Below are 18,248 nucleotides of genomic sequence, written 5' to 3'. Positions count from 1 at the left end.
ATGCTTGAGCAGGGTGGACTTCCCGCACCCGTTCAGGCCGATGATGGCGAGGATCTCTTGCCGCCTCACCTCCAGCTCCAGGTCGTTGAGCACCTGCGCCTGGCTGTAGCTGAAGGTGATGTCACGAGCGCACAGCACCACCTCTTCCTCCTCTTTGTCCCGGGCGGTGCGACTGAAATCCGCCAGCAGTCCCGCGGCGCGCAGCTGGGACAGGACCTGCTCCTGCGTGCCGTCGGCCATGATGCTCCCGTTCTCCATGAAGACGATGCGCTTGGCGTAGTGCAGGCAGCGCTCCAGCCGGTGCTCCACCAGGATGATGCCCACCCCCTGCTCCTCGTTCAGGCGGTGCAAGAACCCCAGGAAGAGCGAGGCCGACTCCTCGTCCAGCTGGGAGGTCGGCTCATCCAGGACGATGTACTTCGGCCGCATGGCGATGACCGAGGCCAAGGCCACCTTCTGCTTCTCCCCCCCGGAGAGCTCGGGGATGAAGCGCTTGAAGAAGCGCTCCAGGTCGAAGTATTGGGCGTGGTAGTTGATACGCTCCTTCATCTCCTTCTTGGGAAAGGCCAGGTTCTCCATGCCGAAGGCCATCTCGTTCTCCACATTGGTCATGACCAGCTGGTTCTCCGGGTCCTGGAACACCATGCCGATGGTCCTGGCCAATTGGGCGGGAGGGGTGGTGCGGGTGTCCTTTCCATCCACCGTCACCCGGCCAGAGATGCTGCCGCCGTAGAAATGAGGGACGAGGCTGTTCATCGCCCGGCACAGGGTGGATTTGCCGGAGCCGGAGTGGCCCACGATGAGCACGAACTCGCCCTCCTTGATCTCCAGGCTGATGTCGTGGAGGACGGGCCTTGGCGCCCCGCCATAGGTGAAGGAGAAGTGGTCCAGCTTGATCATCTCGGCCCTCCGATCAGAATGGGGGCGAAGAACAGGACCTCGATGGAAACCACCAGCAGGTCGACCGTCTGCACGACGAAGCGCGAGCCTCCCATGTAGTCCGCGCTCCCGTAGCCCAGGATGAACATCGCTACCCCGAAAGGAATGGCGGCGAGGAACAGGGCGATCATGGCCTTGTCCCGGGTGCTCAGCGGGGTGTCGAAGTAATGGGTGCGGACCCCGGCCCCGAAGCCGCGGGCCTCCATGGCCTCCGCGATCTCCATGGAGCGGTCCATGGAGTTGAGGAGCAGGGGCATCATCACTGGCGCCCGGACCTTGGCCTTCTGAATGATGTTGCCCTGGTCGAACTCCACCCCCCGGGCTTTCATGGCGTCCTCGATGTTGCCGGAGTCGGCGGCGATGGTGGGGTACATGCGGGTGGCGATCGAGAGACCGGTCATGGACTTGAAACCGAACTTGGACATGATCCTCAGCGATTGGTCCGGATGCACGGTGAAGGTCAGGATGGCGAAGGCGCTGACCGCGAGGAACAGGCGGAAGGTCATGCTGACCGCGAAGAGGATGGCCTCCTCCTTCACCTGCACGGGACCGATGCTGAACAGCACGTGGCTTCCCGACCCGAACAGGATGCTGAAGGGGAAGAGGAAGATGGCCACGAAGATGGTGTAGCGCAGTATGCTGAGCGTGGCCTTGAGCACCTTGCCCGCCACCACCACGCACATCACGAAGGCGAAGAGGACCGCGAGGTAGAAGATACTGGATATCAAGATGGAAAGCAGGAAAAGGGCCAGCACGAACACCATCTTCGGACGGGCATCCAGGCGGTGGATGCGCGAGTCCTTGTCCTGATAGGGGGAGAACATTGCCCTCAACCCGGTATCTGGTTCGTCTGGTATTTCCAGGCCACCTGATCTCCATTATCGATGGTGATTATGCTGCAGGCGCGGTTGGCGTACACGCCGTTCACGTAATACTGCCAACCGGGGCCCCCGCCCTCCTGGTTGAACTCTCCGGCGATGGCGGTCACGAATATCCCCAGGGATTCGTTCCTGGAATCGATGTGGAACGGGGCGATCCTGCCCGCCTCCAGCAGCTGTTCGTAGCAGCTCGACTTGCTGGTGACGTTCTTGAACACCCAGGTGGTGCTGCCGCCGTTGCTCGCGCTCGTCATGTGCCATTCGCCCCCGACCAAGGCCCAGGTGGTGAGGTTGCCGGGGTGGATGGGCGCGGGGGCGTCGAAGAACTGGATGCTGATGGTGGTGGTGACGGTCTCGCCGGTGCTCCCGGTGTTGGGGAAGCCGAAGAGGGCTATCACCAGGATGACCACGGCCGCCACGGCCACCAGCACGACGTCCTTCGAGCTGAGCTTCATGTTGCTTCTACTTCCTCCTGCGCATTATCAAAACGGCCAAGGCGGCGACCACCATGATCACGACCACGATGCCGATTATCAGGGTCGTGTCATCCGCGGGGGCGGGGGTCGGCGGGGCGGTGATGGTCACGGTGAACGGGTAGCTCACCGAGGCCCCGGCCAGGTTGGTGACGGTCAGGACCGCGTTGTAGGTGCCCGCGTGCGCATAGGTGTGGTTGGCCACCGGTGCCGTGCTGGTGTTGCCGTCCCCGAAGTTCCAGTTGTAGTGGAAGAGGGTTCCGTTGATCTCCTGCGCCACGAAGTGGCCGATCATGCCGTTCGCGGAGTAGGAGTGGCTCACCGAGGGCGCCACGCTGTTCAGGTTGAAGGCGTACACGACGCCGTTGTCGCAGGCGACGTACAACTTGCCGTCCGCCACCGTGGGCGCGCTTAGAGCGTAATTGGGCGGGTACAGGGCCTTGGTGGAGTACAGCTCGCCCATGTCGCTGATGGCCAACAGCCTGCTGGTAGCTTCGTTCGTCACCAGGAATATCGTGCCGTTCACGCTGGTGGGCGCCGCTCCGGCGAAGTTGGTGCCCAAGGAGAGGCTCCAGAGCAGCTGTCCGTCGAATCCGACCATCTTCACCGCGGTGGGAGTGATGGAGGCGATGCCCCTCTTGGTCAGCACGGCCGAGGCCGGGGTGACCCCGGTGGAAACCTGCCATTGCACTTCTCCGGAATAGCTGATAGCGGCCAGTCCTCCGCCGGAGGCGGAGCTGTCCGTGTAGTTGACGTAGGTGACCACGATCTGGTCCTGGAGAAGGATGGGCGAGCCCCTGACCTTGCCGCCGATGGGCACGGACCAGATCACTCCGGTGCCGTTGGAGGCCAACGCGTACAGTCTGCCGTTCTCCGCGCCGATGTAGATTGTGCCGTTGCGCACGGCCGGGGAAGAGGTGTAGATGCCGGACGCGACGGTCACGTTCCAGGCCTGGGTGCCGTTCTCGTACAGGGAGAACACTTTTCCGTTGCCGGTGCCGAATATGATGTGGTTCCGGTAGACGGTCGGTGACGAAGTGACCCCGTAGGTCATGCCCGAGCCGGTGTCGAAGGTCCACAGGGAAGCGCCATTGCTCGCGCTGAAGGCGTACACCTTGCCGTTAGCGGATGGCACTACCACCATGCCACCAAAAAGGAGTGGGGCCCCGATCTGGTAGCCCACGCCGATGTCCGCCCTCCAGACCTGACCGCCGGTGGCGTTCAGGCAGAAGACGCTGGAGTTGGTGTCGTAGCCGTAAGTGGTCAGGTTGAGCACGCCGCCGGTGACGACGTACTCAAACCCGTTGGCCGCCACGATGGCCGTGTCGATGGCGCCGTTGCCCAGGTCCTTGCTCCAAGCGGCAGTCAGGTTGTTGGGTGTGTAGACAACCTGACCGCCGGTGTTCATGGCATCGTGACGGAAGCTGGCCCAGGGGTAACGGTGCTCAGGGGTGGCCAGGGGCGCGTGCGGGGGTATGAAACTGACGGTGTCGACCCAGGCCGCGTAGCTCCAGGCGATGGCGCTGGTGCTGTTGGCGGCGACGTCGGCCGCGCCCACCCAGGGCATGTCCCAGCGCTCGTTGGTCGAGTTCCAGGTCCAGAAGCTCCAGACCTCGTTCGGCCAGCTGCCGGAGAACCCGCCGATGCTGCTCACGAAGCCGCCGGGGGCCACGAAGGTCAGCCCCAGCTGCTGGACGGCCACTTGGGTAGCATTGAAGGCGGTCATCCCGGGCGTGACGGTGACGTCCACCCACTTGACCTGCCCGTTACCGAAGTCGATCTGGACGGCGCATCTCTCGCTGTCCGCTGCTGTCACCGGCACTGCCATGCTCGCTAGCACCAGCATGCCGAGGAACGTTACTGCCAAGAACTTCATGAACTTCATGAACTTTCCACCTTTAGAGTTGGATGTATCATCCAACTAAGAAGGAATAATGACACCCGGATATTTAACCCCACCGTTCCTCCGGCAGACGCTTCTGGGACGCCCTTTGCGAAGTGCCGACGAATCGTTCCGTCGGAGGTACCCTATGCAACTTCTCGTTGGCACATCCTCAGAAGCTCAAGAAGCACCCGCGCTACTGATGCTGGCTTAATCAGCCACCGTCGCACGCCGGTAGAAAGGGTATGCGTCTCCAAGTATTCAGGGGAATTGAGAAATATGATCTCGAACGCCACTTTGGAGAACCGAAACGGGCCAAGCACAAGAACGAACGATGCGGAGCTAAGGCAGTACGCCTGCCGCGAGCTGCGCTGCAGACTGCCTTTGCTAAGGCTTTGCTGCTGAGCTGGAAAGGGCGGCGGGAAGGTCAGCCTTCCTGCCACCACCCAGCTGTTGCATAATGACCCCCACACCAAGTCCTGACTTTATTCCAACGGAGAAGGGGTTTGATCGTCCTCTGGATCCTCACCTTTTCGAGGCATGCTCGTTCCTCAGGCATGGATCATTCCGACCATGCATGTTGAGAGGCAGTTCAACGCTTCTTTTGCCAGTGCTCCACGATGCGCTTGCCCGTCCTTCCATTCCCGAACGGGTTCCTCCGGGTCCTCCTCTTTTCATCATGAGCCTTGCGGCCTTCAGAATCCGGGTCGGGTCGATTCCTGCCGACAAGTTCGAGCCCACCACCAGGGTCTCGGGGCGCTCCGTGTTCTCGCGCAGGGTGACGCAGGGCACCTTCAAGATGCACGCCTCCTCCTGGATGCCCTCGGAGTCGGTCAGGATCAAGCGGGCGGAGGATTGCAGCTGCAGGAAGTCCAGGTAGGGGTTCGATGAGGAGCACGCCCTGAGCGTCGTAGAACTCGAGGCTCATGCATACCACCTCCGCACGAGCGGGTCAGCTGCCTCAGTGCACTCCGCGCCCGTGCGATACAGGTCCACGATCAGCTGCTGGATCGATACTAGGGACTGGCCGTTCACCCGCTCGCTCTCATAGAACACGTGCTCGTCGGCGACGATGACTTGAAGGTTCCCTACCCCGATGTGGCCGCTCTTGGTGATCAGGTCGTTCCATCGCCTGGCCACGGAAGCACTCGAAATTTGACCTCTTCGCGATGTGCCATGTAGCTTACCTTTGTTGGCAAACATCATCGAACGACGCCACCTCCATCGACATATGGGGAAAAGAGTGGTCATTTTAGTTGATGGCTCTAACTTGTTCTTAAGCTCGAAGAGGTTGGGAAAGAACGTTTGGCCCCCGGATCTCGCTAGGCTCCTCCTACCACACATCGAGGGGGACCTTGACCCGATCCATAGGACCTACTATTTCACGTCGGTCGACAGGAGGAACCAAGCGCAACGCAGGGCGCTCAATCACATGGCCAAGTCAGGCGTCATCGTTCATGACTTCGATCTGAAGGATTATTCTGGTCGAAAGCAATGCGCGAAATGCAACCGCACTTGCGAAGAATGTGGACGGGACCTAAGGAAGAAACCTCATAAGGAGAAGATGGTCGACATTGCGCTAGCCACCAAAGCCATCGAGCTGGCATATCAGGATGATCCCCATGCTCGCATACGAGCTTGACAAGGAGGTCGATGGAATGATCAATCTCTGTTCCATGGTTTGAAAAATTGAACCATGCAGCATCCTATGCCAGGCCATGGGGCATTCGCCCTACTGCATGGGATTTGTATTCGTATGTGAGTGATTGTCCGTGTATAAAAAGGCACGGCATATCTGTAGTTTCATTTTCTGTAAGCGATGTTGCAAAACTGAATCCAACACTTTGACATCATAATTATTATTTGTTATCTATATTAAATCCATCGGCCGATCGTCGATCGTTCTGTCCCGCCCTGATCTCGGATCCATCTTCCCGAGCCGTCTGCCTCTGGGAGGGTTTGGCCGTCGCATCGATGGTCGTGGAATGGAAGGTCCCGAACTGGCACCGGGCCGCTTGATCGGCCCTTTCCCCCTCGCCCTCGATCTCGTCCAGTATGCCAGAAACATCGGGGTGGGTCTTCTGGAGCAGCACGTCGTTGAAAGCGATTACAGAAAGGGTCAGGGGATCGTTCTCCCTGAGGCGGAAATACTCCACGCCCGCGCGCATTCCCGCTGACTCGATGATACCGAACTCCAGGAAGGTGCGGACAACTAAGGTCGAGCTGCCCCTGCTCACTCCGGTCATCCTTGCCAGGTCGGAGACGTTGAACTCAGCCCGCGGTGATGCAATGAGGCGCTCGATGGTCCTCAGTTCCACGGTGTTGCCTAGTACTCCCTCGAACGGACGGTCCTTGGTCTTCATTCGCCACCCTCCATCGTACTGCGATCGGTCTCGGCGCTGATTAATGTGTCGCATAAAATGAGCACCTATGACCGATAAATAATCATAGGCCGCCCCTTCCGCCACGCCATATCCCGATACCGTGATGTGCAAGAGCCCTCAGGCTCGGTCCGGCGACGGCCCAGTAGTTGACCGGGTTCTATTACTTCGATCTCTTAATAGAAGGGTCGAAGAGCATACGGCGAGCTAGGGGGCTCTTGTAGATGGGGGAAGCTAGGGCCGACCCTGCATGAATCGTCTCATTCTTAAGGCGCTATTCTGCTAGAATCGTTCTAATATTACTACGATATCGTTATTATGTCGTAGTGTTATTACTACGATTATGCGGCTAGAGACCACTTTCGAGGATTGGACGAGCTATGCGCTACGCCGAAAGCTTCTGCAGAGGGATGTCGACCTAGACCTGCTGGCCTCACGTTCGATCCGGAAGATCGTCGGGATCACCGGGATGCGGCGCTCCGGGAAATCCAGCGTGCTGATGTCCCTTGCCCAAAGGCTGGACGGCTCTGGCAAGCGGGTAGCTTATGTGAATATGGAAGACCAGGCGATAATCGGCGCCCAGGATTCATGGGATCAATTGCTGGCCTGGTTCGGGGACCAGGAAGGCTGGCTGCTCTTGGACGAGGTCACCTCCGCTCCCGGTTGGAGCGGATGGCTGGCCAAGGCGCATGAGCTGCACAAGGACCAGGTGCACCTGGTCGTCACCTCCTCACGCTCCGGACTGACCCTGCCTCCGAAGGAGCTTCGTGGCCGTCTCCTCCTGACCGAGGTCTTCCCGCTCAGCTTTCCCGAGTACGTGCGCTTCAAAGGGGAGAAGCTGGAGCGAACGTCGGTCGGGAGGAGCAGAGCGGGCGCCATGCTGGACGACTACCTGCGCTGGGGAGGGATGCCGGAGGTCGTGCTCCAGGAGGATGAGACGGAGCGCAAGGCTTTGCTCAACGCCTACTATCGCGACATCTTAGGGCTGGACGTGGCGCTGGCGGTGAGATACGAAATGGCGGAAGTGGAGATGATCGGACGCTACCTCCTGAGGTCGTCGTACTTCAGCGCAGGAAGGTGCCTAGCTTATCTGCAGAGCGTGGGCTTCCGGACCAGCAAGGAGAAGTTGCTGGTGCTGGAGGGGCTGCTGCGGGAGAGCTATCTCTTCCATTTTTCGCCCATATTCTCATTCGGGATAAAGGACCGGGGCCAGTACCCCCGGAAGTGCCTGCCGGGGGACAACGGATTCCTTAGCGCTATCGTTGGGGACGTCAGCGAAGGGAGGATGTGGGAGGCCGCGGTCTATCAGTCGATGCGGTCCGGTCTGCCCATAGGTGAAGAGCTCTGCTATTGGAAGGACGTCCGAGGAAGGGAGGTGGACGTGGTAGAGAGGGAGGGGGACATTATCCACATGGCGGTCCAGGTCTGCTCCGACATGAGAGAGGAGCGTACCAAACGCAGGGAGATAGATGCCTTGGTCCGCTGTACGGCTCAACTCCGAGCCAGGAGATCGGTCCTGATCGGGGATGAGGAATGGACGAAGGAGATCGAGGGCGCGACCGTCGAAGCCATTCCTCTATTGGATTGGCTCACAGGACAAGCGCGTGGTTCGCAGCCGAGGAATGAACGCCCCGTTGAATGATCTGAATGTTGATCTCAGAGCCTGCTAATCTGACTTATCAAGAAGCAAGTGGCAAATTCAACGCAGAGGATGCGTCCTCCTTTTTCACTTGACTTCCCGTGTTCTAGGCACAGAGTCGTTCGAGGTCGAACTCCTCTCGCGAGTGCGGGGGCGAGTGGGAAAGATGACCGGGACGCCGAGGAGCTCGCTCGTCCTTTGCCTGCCTTTGATGATGCCTCTGAGCTTGCGCTCGTCGTTTACGTTCTCCTGTCGGTGCGCCGTGGCGAGGATGTACTCTTGCTTTTTGCGAAAGAATGCGATGGCAGTCGTCTCAGGCTCCCGGTCCCTCGGACATCTGACAAAGGTATTGTGAGAGTCGGCCGGCGTCCCTTCGCCAGGACTGGAGGTGCCGGAGCGATTCCTTGGTCCGCTCCGGGTCTTGGTCCATCGATGCTACGTCCTTGATGGCGCTGTCCAGGAAATCGGTGATTGCATCTACCGTCGCACCCAGCTCGGAGATGAGCTCGTGATCCCCTCGCTCGATGGCGGACTCCAGCCGTCTCAGGTCCTGGATTGCCTGTACCGCATTAATGCCGACGCTCGATTCGAAGTCGCTGGCTATCTTGTAGATAGGAGTCTCCGGATCGTGCGCCGCCGCGTGCATGTCCTCCAGTCCGCGACGTAGGCCTTGCGACAGAGATAGCGCTTCCTTGATCTCCGAGCCTGAGACGGCGAGCATGAGGGATTCTTTGGTCGCTAACGGTGATATACTTTCGCACGGCGCGGGGTTCGATCTAGATCGAGCGCTTTGATCAGGTGATCGACGATGCGCTCTCCTGCCTTCCCATCCCCAAAGGGGTTCTTCCATGTCCTCGGGACGTCGAGCATCTTCATCGATCTGGAGAGTATCTTCTTTGACGTGGTGCCGGAACCGTTGCGCGCGCTCCCCTTGCGTAAAAAATCCATTCTCGTCCGTCAGTTCAGGTTGCTTTCGATCATGTCGCTGCTGACGCCAGTCCCGAACGGTGTGTTCACGATCACGGAAACGGTGGATGTCTCAACTGGGGCCAATGACACGCTCTTCGAATTGATGTACGTGCCGGAGGGTTCGTATATCGCGACTTGGATCGTCTTTGAGCCAATGGTGTCGCCGAAATCGGTGACCTTCACGTTCACGGTGACGTCCCCGCTGATAGGGTTCTGGCTGAGCGTCGCCGAAACGTATCGGATGTCTGGCCTAGGGATGTGAGGAGAGTTCTGACCATCGTCCCCGTCATTATTCTGCGAACCCTTTGGCATAACAGTATGAGCGAGCGCCGCGACCATGACCATAATCCCTAGCACGACGACAGCCAAGAGAATCGAGTTCCTTGGGTTCTTTAGCCTTGGCTGGGTATTTGCACCTTGAGAGAAGATACTGGACATGCTTGCGCAAGGTTGGAGGGCTCAATGTATGATTTGCATCAGCGCCATCGCGGCCAATTCTATTGCTAGAGGGACCAGGTGTCATATCAAAAGCCTGCGCCGCATTGGGAGATGAAACTGCGCCGCATGACTGACGACAACGATCTAGCCTCAAGGTAGCCGTCACGGACTGCAGCATACCAGTCTGTTGCCTCTCATTGCTAAATCACGGTTATCCATAGGGTGTACCATGATGTACCGACGAGCAAACCAGTGTTCACCAAGATGTAATAGTACCCATCCGAAGTCACTGTAAAGGAGATATGCTCCGTTACTCCCAAGTTCTGCGACGAGGCCAAGAGCTCATAACCCGAATAGCCGGATCTGAGGAACAGATCTCCGCCTCCAAAGGTGTCTCCCAGCATTTGAATGTCCACAGTCTCTCCCGCGAACAGGTACACCCCAAAGACATCGAGTGAATCACCGAGGATGGAGGTGCTCTCGCTCCAGGCAGTGTCTGGCGTAAGGTAGACCGCATCGACGTAGCTGCCCGGTGTGTCAAACGCCGCGAAGGTCCGTGTGTACACTTTATTCGAGTCGGAGTAGAACCCGTCGACATCATATACGCGGATAACGAAGTAATAGATGGTCTCCGCATCAAGCCCAGTTATTGTGGCCTGCGTGGATGACTGGGTGCCTATATATCCCACCAGTGTTGCGATGCCAGGAGCGAAATCGGGATTTGTGCTCCGGTAGAAACCATACGCATAGAAATCATGGTCCCCATTGGCGGACCATCTTAGGTCGACTTTCATGCCATCGCTGGTCGGATTGACTGGCAGGTACTGAACCACAGGGATTGGCAGGGCGGCGTTCAACCACATTACCAGCTCGGGACTGCTGAACCATCCTGGTTCGTTCTCGTCCCGATTTCCCGCGTTGTCCAGGCACACCGCTATCAAGCCCACGTATCCATCGCCCAGGAAGGAAACATTCAACAGAACCGTTCCATCCCCAGGGGATGAATCGTATCCCAGCAGCACCCAGTCCTTGAGGATTCCATCAATGTTATCGCAACTGTAGATGCTCACGTTCTTCGGTCCAGAGGAGGGAGCGGCATCGGCGTATTGATAGAGCACTTCGATTGTTTTGCCGTATGCCGTTGATGGCCCAGTGACCACCGCTTGGGGCGGTACCGTGTCGACGAAGGTGCTAGCATCGGACCCTGAGGGCGCGGCCTCGTAATTGTTCGAGTAGTCGATGGCCCTAGTGTAGAATCGATACGCTCCGTTCCCTTTCCCTTCTGTGCTGAATGTGAAGTCCCAGCCAAAAAGGCCTTTTGTGACGTTTCGACCCATCGTCCATTGACCGTCGTCCTTGCTGTACCATATCTCGACCGCCTGGATTCCCTGATCGTCGTGCATATCTACTGGCAGAACGAACGAGAGGTCGTTTTGATAGTCATTCATTGGCCTCACGAATGAGGTTGGCGGCGTAACATCAGGCTCGTGATCCAATATGCGGAAGCGTACGGTCTTGCTTTCGGAGTAGCCATCGAAATCCCTTGCCCTGATCGTCATTGTGTAGTCGCTGTTGCCAAGGAAGAACTCCGCAAGAGTGCTTCGCCTAATGCTGTCCCACCACCACAGGTCATCGGTTGACCAGATTCCTTTGCGAAGCATTGGGATGGGGATCCAGATGCTGACGTTTCCGATCAGCGGGAGGTCCTCCCTTGTCAAATAGACCTCGAGCCATAGAGGGAAGTCCACAGTGTCCGTGACCTCGAACGTCACGTTCAGACGACTGAGCGGTACCTCTGAGCTGTCCATTGGGGCGATGATGTTCAAGACCGGAGGCTCGTTGACAGCCGCCTCCATCGAGAACGCGACAACGAAACCATTCGGGAAGAGGCCGTACAGCCAGTTCTCCTGACCATTGACTATTGGATCCGTGATGTTCGATGGAACGAGAAGAGAAAGAAGCGTGCCAATGACCGGATGCTCAGGTATCACCTGCTGCTGAATGTACGCGTCTATCGTATTGAATACGGAATCGATGTCGATGTAGACGCCTTCGATGTGCCGCAACGTGGGCCAAAGGTGCGTTTCGCCAGTCCCGGCCGCCAGGTATATTATTGGCACGTGGTAGACATCGAGCGGCCCATCGAAGTAGAGTCCCTCGTACAGGCACAGGTCAAGAGGGAATGCCTCGACCACCTTCCCGGCGAAGGGGAAAAGAGAACCTACCATGCCACCGACGATCTCTTTGAGCGACACTCCGACCACCATCGCGTCGAATGCGACCTTGGCGCTCTCGATGCCATTCCTTTCCTGCAATTGGATCCCTTGTTGCAGTTCCTTGACCGTCGTCTGGACCGCACCCTCGGCGATATCGATGAGCGAGTCCGCGACGACCACCGGGACATCAAGACCGGCTCCGAAGAATTCGCTTGGATCGTACAGAACTCCTTCCAGGTACAGGTGCCGGAGAGCGGAGTCTTGGTGCTGGTAGTTTGGCACTATGCCCACGGCAGCGTAGTGCCATGCCTCGGTCCCATCGTTCTTCAGGATGTCGGAGAAATGTTCGTCGACCATCAGCAGGAAAGCGGGGTTGCGGAAAGTGGTGATCGTATTGAGTCGATCCACGACCATCGACGCCAGGCCGAGCAACTCGCCCAGGCTATCGCACATCGTCTGGGCATCTATCGCCACGCAATATGCATTGATCGACTCTGAGGACACCATAGAGCTGCCGGGATTCGCTTCCACAGCCTGCCAGAGGTCGGAGACGCGGTGCTGGTACATGACGGCAGGCGCAATCGATACCACTACACCGATGTGCATCGTGAAGGCTGGGAGCAATGAAGAGAAAGAGAAAGACCCGGCATCCAATCCCATGGTCTTCTGCGCCACCTTAGACAGCTCCGAAGGAGCGATCCCTATCTCACATATGCCCTTCATTTCGGCGATGTCCTCCAATGGGCAGAGGGCGAACCACAGATCCTGGTCGGATGATGTTAGACCGTCTTGCGCAATCACCGCGACGCCCATCTCAATCTTCGAGGTGAACTCCTTGATCCAGGTCGTGCCTTCGATGCTGAAGACCGAGGCAAGCCTGTTGACATCATCAGGCACGATCACGTCCAGGACGTCCCCTCTGACCGTCTGGACATCGGTGTACTCGGCGCCGTCCACCATCAGGAACTTGGTCGTCACTCCTGAGAAGGCGAAATCGAACTTGGCCTGCAGGTCAGATGCCTTGGCGAGGTCGATGTCGGCGAGGAGAGAGGACGGGTAGGCGTCGGCTATCGCTAGCATCTCCTCCATCGTCATCACCGTGCCGCTCAGGCGGATCGTGTTGAACAGGCACGGAAGGGACATGTCAGGCGCTATCCAAACGTAGTCATCGTTTCCGTCCGTCGCCGCTCCGTAGGTGTAGCCATCATAGACGAGGCTGACAGAGGTGACTTCAACCTCGATATTCCTACCTCCTTCAAAGGTTGAAAGCTGACCGAATTGCGCCACCTCATCGTCTTCAATCTGATTGCTGAGAAGCCTGTAACTGTCTCCTTCTTTCGCCAGCTCGAACGTCCCGCCCGCGAACCCGTTAATATGTTCCGTCGCTACGACCTTGATCGTTTCGGATTGATCGCTACTGGCACTGACCGGATGTCCGACTAAGTAGGCCGTCGGCGTTGCCTCGTTCCCACCCACGAATTCGGATTGAACCAAGACGCCTTCCCAAAACTCAGTTGCTGTGCCCGTTCCACCCGGTCGAGCCAGAAAGAAAACAGCAGCAACTCCTGCGATGAGCAAGACGCCAACGATGCCAATCGTGATTAACTTGACACTGATCATCCCATGGGTGTCAACCGCAGAATGTCCTTTCTTTGACATTCCCTAACCTCCGAAAGTCGAGGTCATCGAGAAACCATAACGTGGAGAGACGAAAAACCCTTTGCCGATGGTCTCAATCGAGGTCATTCTGTCTCGCGGCTCGGAATCGCGGAGACAATACAGAGGGCGATCGGCCCCTGAACTGAGAGACTGCCTTTCAGTCGTTTCGTTGACAGCGCACTGAATAGGCGCGACGGTTTTTCACAATCATTATTTCCTTGAAAACGGAAGCCTATCTTATGGGAAAAGACAAGGGTCGGCACCGGCAAATGCGGGACAAGCTACTGGAAATCATTGAGGATAGGCTAGATAAGGAACAGATAAGAACGTCCCATGATGAGAAAGGGGATATCAAGCTCAAGTGGTCAGATAAGGGACCAATCATGTCTGAGCCGGATCTGATAGTAACTAAGGATGGACGTGTCTTGATCATCGAGATTGAACTGTCTAGCGCACCGAAACATATCCTTGGAGTAATCCACGCCAATGCCTTCGGGAAGTTGGCGACTCTAAGGAAGATGTGCCCAGTTAGTATGGCCTCACCTTCGGTTCTGGTGGTCCTAGATAACTCCCGCGGACAGATTACGAAACCTGGCAGCGAGAAGGCTCTTCAATTAGTAGCAATCCTGAAGGACAAGGCTGCCTCTGAGAGGCTCGACTATGACGTTGTCTATGATGAAAAAGAAAGCGAGACTGGCGTCATGAGGGCCGATCAGCGCATCCGAGACTGGCTTGCACGCGGCCATCTGAGGTGAAGACCCACCAGGGACAACGACCATCCAGACTTGTGTGTTGAACGGAGCCCGAGGATGTCGACCTCGTGTGTGTTCGCCTCCTTAGGAATGTTGCTCAGCTCGGGCCTAAAGTACGAATCAGATGCTCCACTATCCTCTCTCCCGTCTTCCCATCCCCAAAGGGATTCTTCCACGTCCTCGGGACGTCGAGCATCTTCATCGACCGGGAGAGTATCTCTCTTGGCTTGGTGCCGGCGAGCAGGTTCGCTCCGACCTGGATGGTCTCCGGTCGTTCGGTGTTGTCGCGCATGGTTACGCAAGGCACTCTCAGAATGCAGGCCTCTTCCTGCACTCCGCCCGAGTCGGTGAGGATCAGCTTGGCGTTCGATTCCAGCATGAGGAAGTCCAAGTAGCCTACTGGATCCAACAGTTCGAGGCCTTTCGTCGATAACATGAACTTGCCAATGCTGTTCCGGGTCCGGGGATGAGCTGGGAAGATGACCCTCAGCCCCGTTTCCCTTCCTACGGTTCGTAGGCCGTCGAGCATCCCGCTTAATCGCTCGCGATAATCGACGTTTTCCTGCCGATGCACATTCATTTGGATATTTCATCCTGACTCTCTCGGCTATCTCTCGGAAGGGAAGGTCGGAATGCCACATCAGGGCATAGATGTCGCATGCGTCCTTGATTAGCATATCCTCGCGGTCCCGACTCACGATCGATCTCAGTTTTATAGCGAGTAGGTGCTCAGGGGGAGGCCCTCATATCATGAGGTAGCCAGTTTGCCATTAACCATTGTCAAACGGAGGGGAATTGACATAAACCCATTCCTATTTCTTTTCTTGAAAATAGGTTCAAATCAACTCATCCGCATTGAGAAACAGGGGCAATAGGTAATATCGCAGAATGGCCCCCTTGCGTGCTATAGCGTGTCAATCAGAGGCTGGCTCTACCAGACTAATGTCTTCTGTCCACTTCTTCAATTCCTTATCCTCGACATACTGATACTCGGTCTTGACGACCAAAGTTGCAAGGCTCTTCTTGGATTTGTCGAGATTCTCATCGAGACAAATATCACCAACTCCGTCGTCCTTTGCGGCATTTTCGGATGGAAGCAGCTCTCCATGGCGGAATGCCATATAAGGAGGGCAGGACGGAGGTGGAACTGGAACGGCCATTGTAGCGGTCATGTAGATCATCATGGCGGTACTCATGCGTCTTGAAACCGATGCACGCTGCGCGACCTCCGCTCGGACCGCAATCAGAGTTGGAAAATGAAGGGGAAGGGGTTTGTCCGTTCTCGCCTACTTCTTGCCCTTGCGCTTGCGCAGGACGAACCGCGCCGCCACCAGCACCACGGCGATCTCGACCACCGTCAAGATGACTGACAGCATAATCCTGATAGGCATATAGTCGCTCGCCGGGCTGGTCGTGATGCTGCCGATCACCAGACCGGAGCTGGTGACCTTCGCGGCCACGGTCTTGGTCTCGATGCCCGGGCCGCTGATGGTGAGGATATGGTTGCCCGGGGAGGCCATGATGGTGAAGTTGCCTTGAGCGTCTGTCTTCACCGATGTGCCGTTCTCCAAGGCGACCTTGATACCGGCCAGACCGTTACCGCTGGCATCCACTATCTTCCCGCTCACGGGGACTATGGTAGGCACCAGGACGGAAATGGCGGCGCATTGGGCTCCCTCTCCGACGGCATTGACGGCACTCACCTTGTAGTAATAGGTGGAGCCGGCCGTCGCTGCCGCGTCAACGAACGTGGTCGAGGTGCTGTTGCCGATGTGGGCCACACTTACGGCCGAAAGGCCGCGGTAGACCTTGTAGTGAGTGATAGGGCTGCCGCCGGTGCTGGCCGGCACGGTCCAGGTCAACGTGACCTGGCCATAGATCGCCCTGGCATTCGGTCCGGTCGGCGTTCCCGGCACGGTCATCACGGTGGCGTTGCGGATGTTCGAATCGAGCGAGTCGCCAGCGGCGTTCACGGCCTTGACGGCGAAATAGTACTTTGTTCCAGCTGTCAATCCAGTGACGCTCACCGTGAGGTTCGTCGCCGGCAGAGTACCTCCGAACTGAGTAGTTGGATCGACCATTCCGTAATAGACCTTGTAGCCGGTGATCGGCGTACTGCCATTGTCGGTGGGAGCAATCCAAGCCAAGACCGCGCTGTTGATCCCCGCAATGGCGGAGGTCAGCGCCGGAGCGCCGGAAACGGTGTACACGGTGATGGCGGTCTGCTCGCCCCAGGCGGTGCCCACGACGGTGTCGGTGGCCCTGACCCACTGCTCGCCGGTGGTGGTCAGCTTCACGCCGTTGGCGAAGTTCTTCACGCCAGCATCGGCCGGGATGAAGGAATAGTTCGCCGGCAGGAGGGTGCTCGCTCCATGATCGGAGGAGGTGAAGTTGATCGTCCCGGTGTAGTCGGTCTTGACGTTGTTGTACACATCGTAGGCGTTCACGGTGGGCGAGGTCAGCACGCCAGCGACCACCGGATCGATGATGCCGACCAAGGTGAAGTGTTCCAGCGCCGCCGGGGCCACGGTTACGGTCTGCGCGCCGACCTTGCCGAGGATGATGTTGGTCACGGTAACCGTCTGCTCGCCTGTGGTGGTCAGCTTCACGCCGCTGGTGAAGGTGTGTGTGCCGCCATCGCCCAAGACGAAGGTGTAGTCAGCTGGCAGAACGGTGGTCTCCCTCACATCGGTGGAGCTGAAGTGGATCGTCCCGGTGTAGGTGGTGTTGATATTGTTGTACGCATCGTAGGCGGTCACGGTGGGCGAGGTCAGCGCGCCAGCGACCACCGGGTCGGTGATGCCGACCACGGTGAAGTGGTCCAGCGCGCCTGGGTTGATGGTGATCGCAGCGCTCGTCTGTGATATCGTGCCATTGGTTATGGTGATAGTCTTGGCGTCGCCTGCGATCGTCTTCAGGATGAACCCTGCTCCGGGGAAGGTGTGCGTACCGGTGCCGGTAACGAAGGTGTACTTGACTCCAATGGTGTATGGAAGCACCGCTGCCATGTCCGTGGAGGTGAAGTAGACATCGCCAGCATAGTCGATCTTGACGTTGCTGTAGGCGTCTAGGGCGGTGACCACCACTCCGGCCGTCCACGGAGTTCCAGCCGTGCAGCTTGCCGGGGCTCCTGTCATAGTGAAGCTGACCAGAGGGCCAGGGGTGACGGTAATCGTAGCGCTCGTCTGTGATATCGTGCCATTGGTTATGGTGATGGTCTGGCTTGCGGTAGTCTTCAGAGTGAACCCCGCTCCAGGGAAGGTGTGTGTACCGGTGCCGGCAACGAAGGTGTAATGGCTTCCAAGGGTGTACGGGAGCACGGCAGCTGTGTCCGTGGATGTGAAGTAGACCTGGCCGGTGTAGTCGGTCTTGATGTTGCCATAGGAGTCTAGGGCGGTGACCACCACTCCAGCAGTCCACGCGGTTCCGGCTGTGCAAGATGCAGGCTCTCCGGAAATGGTGAAGCTAGCTAGCGCACCTGGGGTGATGGTGATCGTGGCGCTGGTGCCGATGATTGCTCCATCGGTCATGGTGAGGTTCTGCGCGCCCACGATGTTGAGCGCGAACCCGGTACCCAGGAAGGTCTTGGTACCCGACGAGAAGGCCTGCGCGGCCGGCAACGTGCCGGCGCAGGATGCGATCCACACCGGGCTGCCGGCGTAGCTGGTCACGGTGTTGTTGTAGAAGTCATGAGCCGTGACCACGACATCGTTGGTGATGATCGTCCAGGGGGCGCCAGCGACGAAGGACAGAGTTCCGCCAACGGCCACATTGAAATGGTCGAGGACGGCGTGCGTGACGGTGATGGCGGCGCTCGTTTGCGATATCGCACCGTCGGTTATGGTGATGGTGCGGCTGGTGGTGGTCTTCAGGGTGAACCCGGCTCCAGCGAAGGTGTGCGTGCCGGTAATGCCGTCGAAGGTGTACTTGGCTCCAGAGGTGTACGGGAGCGCCGCGGCCGTGTCCGTGGAGGTGAAGTAGACATCGCCGCAGCGCCGGTGCTGGTCATGGTGACGACGGTG

Annotated in this window: 17 protein-coding genes; 5 read left to right on the top strand and 12 right to left on the bottom strand. The window is 58.0% G+C overall.

Annotated features, from left to right (window positions below):
* The 4 genes from NT137_01090 to NT137_01075 form a co-directional block, all read right to left on the bottom strand.
* Nucleotides 1–900, bottom strand: a 900-nt coding sequence (locus NT137_01090) for an ABC transporter ATP-binding protein (GenBank protein ID MCX6651941.1), incomplete at its 3' end; no start/stop codon positions are given.
* Entirely contained in the window at nt 897–1,763 is an 867-nt protein-coding gene (locus NT137_01085; GenBank protein ID MCX6651940.1) for an energy-coupling factor transporter transmembrane component T, read from the bottom strand. The genes NT137_01085 and NT137_01090, both read right to left, overlap by 4 nt.
* A 5-nt stretch (nt 1,764–1,768) precedes the next feature.
* On the bottom strand, nt 1,769–2,272 hold the full coding sequence (locus NT137_01080) for a DUF4430 domain-containing protein (GenBank protein ID MCX6651939.1): 504 nt from the start codon (nt 2,270–2,272) through the stop codon (nt 1,769–1,771).
* 7 nt (nt 2,273–2,279) lie between these two features.
* Complete coding sequence (locus NT137_01075) at nt 2,280–4,175, bottom strand: PQQ-binding-like beta-propeller repeat protein (protein ID MCX6651938.1); 1,896 nt, start codon at nt 4,173–4,175, stop codon at nt 2,280–2,282.
* 676 nt (nt 4,176–4,851) lie between these two features.
* Here NT137_01075 and NT137_01070 point away from each other — a divergent pair.
* Nucleotides 4,852–5,052, top strand: a complete 201-nt coding sequence (locus NT137_01070) for a hypothetical protein (GenBank protein ID MCX6651937.1) — start codon at nt 4,852–4,854, stop codon at nt 5,050–5,052.
* Nucleotides 5,053–5,096: 44 nt separating this feature from the next.
* Here NT137_01070 and NT137_01065 read toward each other — a convergent pair whose 3' ends face one another.
* Nucleotides 5,097–5,312, bottom strand: a complete 216-nt coding sequence (locus NT137_01065) for a hypothetical protein (GenBank protein ID MCX6651936.1) — start codon at nt 5,310–5,312, stop codon at nt 5,097–5,099.
* Between the two features lie 91 nt (nt 5,313–5,403).
* Here NT137_01065 and NT137_01060 point away from each other — a divergent pair, with 91 nt between their 5' ends.
* Complete coding sequence (locus NT137_01060; GenBank protein MCX6651935.1) at nt 5,404–5,814, top strand: NYN domain-containing protein; 411 nt, start codon at nt 5,404–5,406, stop codon at nt 5,812–5,814.
* Nucleotides 5,815–6,031: 217 nt separating this feature from the next.
* Here NT137_01060 and NT137_01055 read toward each other — a convergent pair whose 3' ends face one another.
* The gene (locus NT137_01055; GenBank protein ID MCX6651934.1) at nt 6,032–6,535 is read right to left on the bottom strand and encodes a hypothetical protein; all 504 of its coding nucleotides are present in this window, start codon (nt 6,533–6,535) and stop codon (nt 6,032–6,034) included.
* Between the two features lie 361 nt (nt 6,536–6,896).
* Between NT137_01055 and NT137_01050 the strand changes: the two genes are divergently transcribed.
* A complete protein-coding gene (locus NT137_01050) occupies nt 6,897–8,195 on the top strand; it encodes an ATP-binding protein (protein MCX6651933.1) in 1,299 nt (432 codons plus the stop codon).
* Between the two features lie 310 nt (nt 8,196–8,505).
* Here NT137_01050 and NT137_01045 read toward each other — a convergent pair whose 3' ends face one another.
* From NT137_01045 to NT137_01035, 3 genes are all read right to left on the bottom strand, one after another.
* Nucleotides 8,506–8,913 (bottom strand): hypothetical protein, encoded by a 408-nt coding sequence (locus tag NT137_01045; protein ID MCX6651932.1) that lies wholly within the window; start codon nt 8,911–8,913, stop codon nt 8,506–8,508.
* A 236-nt stretch (nt 8,914–9,149) separates the two neighbouring features.
* Entirely contained in the window at nt 9,150–9,518 is a 369-nt protein-coding gene (locus NT137_01040; GenBank protein MCX6651931.1) for a hypothetical protein, read from the bottom strand.
* Nucleotides 9,519–9,799: 281 nt separating this feature from the next.
* Nucleotides 9,800–13,309 carry a PPC domain-containing protein gene (locus NT137_01035; GenBank protein ID MCX6651930.1) on the bottom strand — a complete coding sequence of 1,170 codons (3,510 nt, stop codon included), beginning with the start codon at nt 13,307–13,309 and terminating at the stop codon, nt 9,800–9,802.
* A 404-nt stretch (nt 13,310–13,713) separates the two neighbouring features.
* Here NT137_01035 and NT137_01030 point away from each other — a divergent pair, with 404 nt between their 5' ends.
* Entirely contained in the window at nt 13,714–14,229 is a 516-nt protein-coding gene (locus tag NT137_01030) for a hypothetical protein (GenBank protein ID MCX6651929.1), read from the top strand.
* 94 nt (nt 14,230–14,323) lie between these two features.
* On the opposite strand, the gene NT137_01025 is transcribed toward NT137_01030, so the two are convergent.
* From NT137_01025 to NT137_01015, 3 genes are all read right to left on the bottom strand, one after another.
* Nucleotides 14,324–14,806, bottom strand: a complete 483-nt coding sequence (locus NT137_01025) for a UDP-N-acetylglucosamine 2-epimerase (GenBank protein MCX6651928.1) — start codon at nt 14,804–14,806, stop codon at nt 14,324–14,326.
* A 334-nt stretch (nt 14,807–15,140) separates the two neighbouring features.
* On the bottom strand, nt 15,141–15,410 hold the full coding sequence (locus tag NT137_01020; GenBank protein ID MCX6651927.1) for a hypothetical protein: 270 nt from the start codon (nt 15,408–15,410) through the stop codon (nt 15,141–15,143).
* 102 nt (nt 15,411–15,512) lie between these two features.
* Complete coding sequence (locus NT137_01015; GenBank protein MCX6651926.1) at nt 15,513–17,996, bottom strand: fibronectin type III domain-containing protein; 2,484 nt, start codon at nt 17,994–17,996, stop codon at nt 15,513–15,515.
* Between the two features lie 76 nt (nt 17,997–18,072).
* Between NT137_01015 and NT137_01010 the strand changes: the two genes are divergently transcribed.
* Complete coding sequence (locus NT137_01010) at nt 18,073–18,207, top strand: hypothetical protein (GenBank protein ID MCX6651925.1); 135 nt, start codon at nt 18,073–18,075, stop codon at nt 18,205–18,207.
* The last annotated feature ends 41 nt before the right edge of the window (nt 18,208–18,248 follow it).

Source organism: Methanomassiliicoccales archaeon (genome assembly GCA_026394375.1).
Taxonomy (GTDB): Archaea; Thermoplasmatota; Thermoplasmata; order Methanomassiliicoccales; family UBA472; genus JAJRAL01.
The sequence above is the reverse complement of the archived record's forward strand: the minus strand, read 5'-3'. Positions and strand labels throughout refer to the sequence as shown.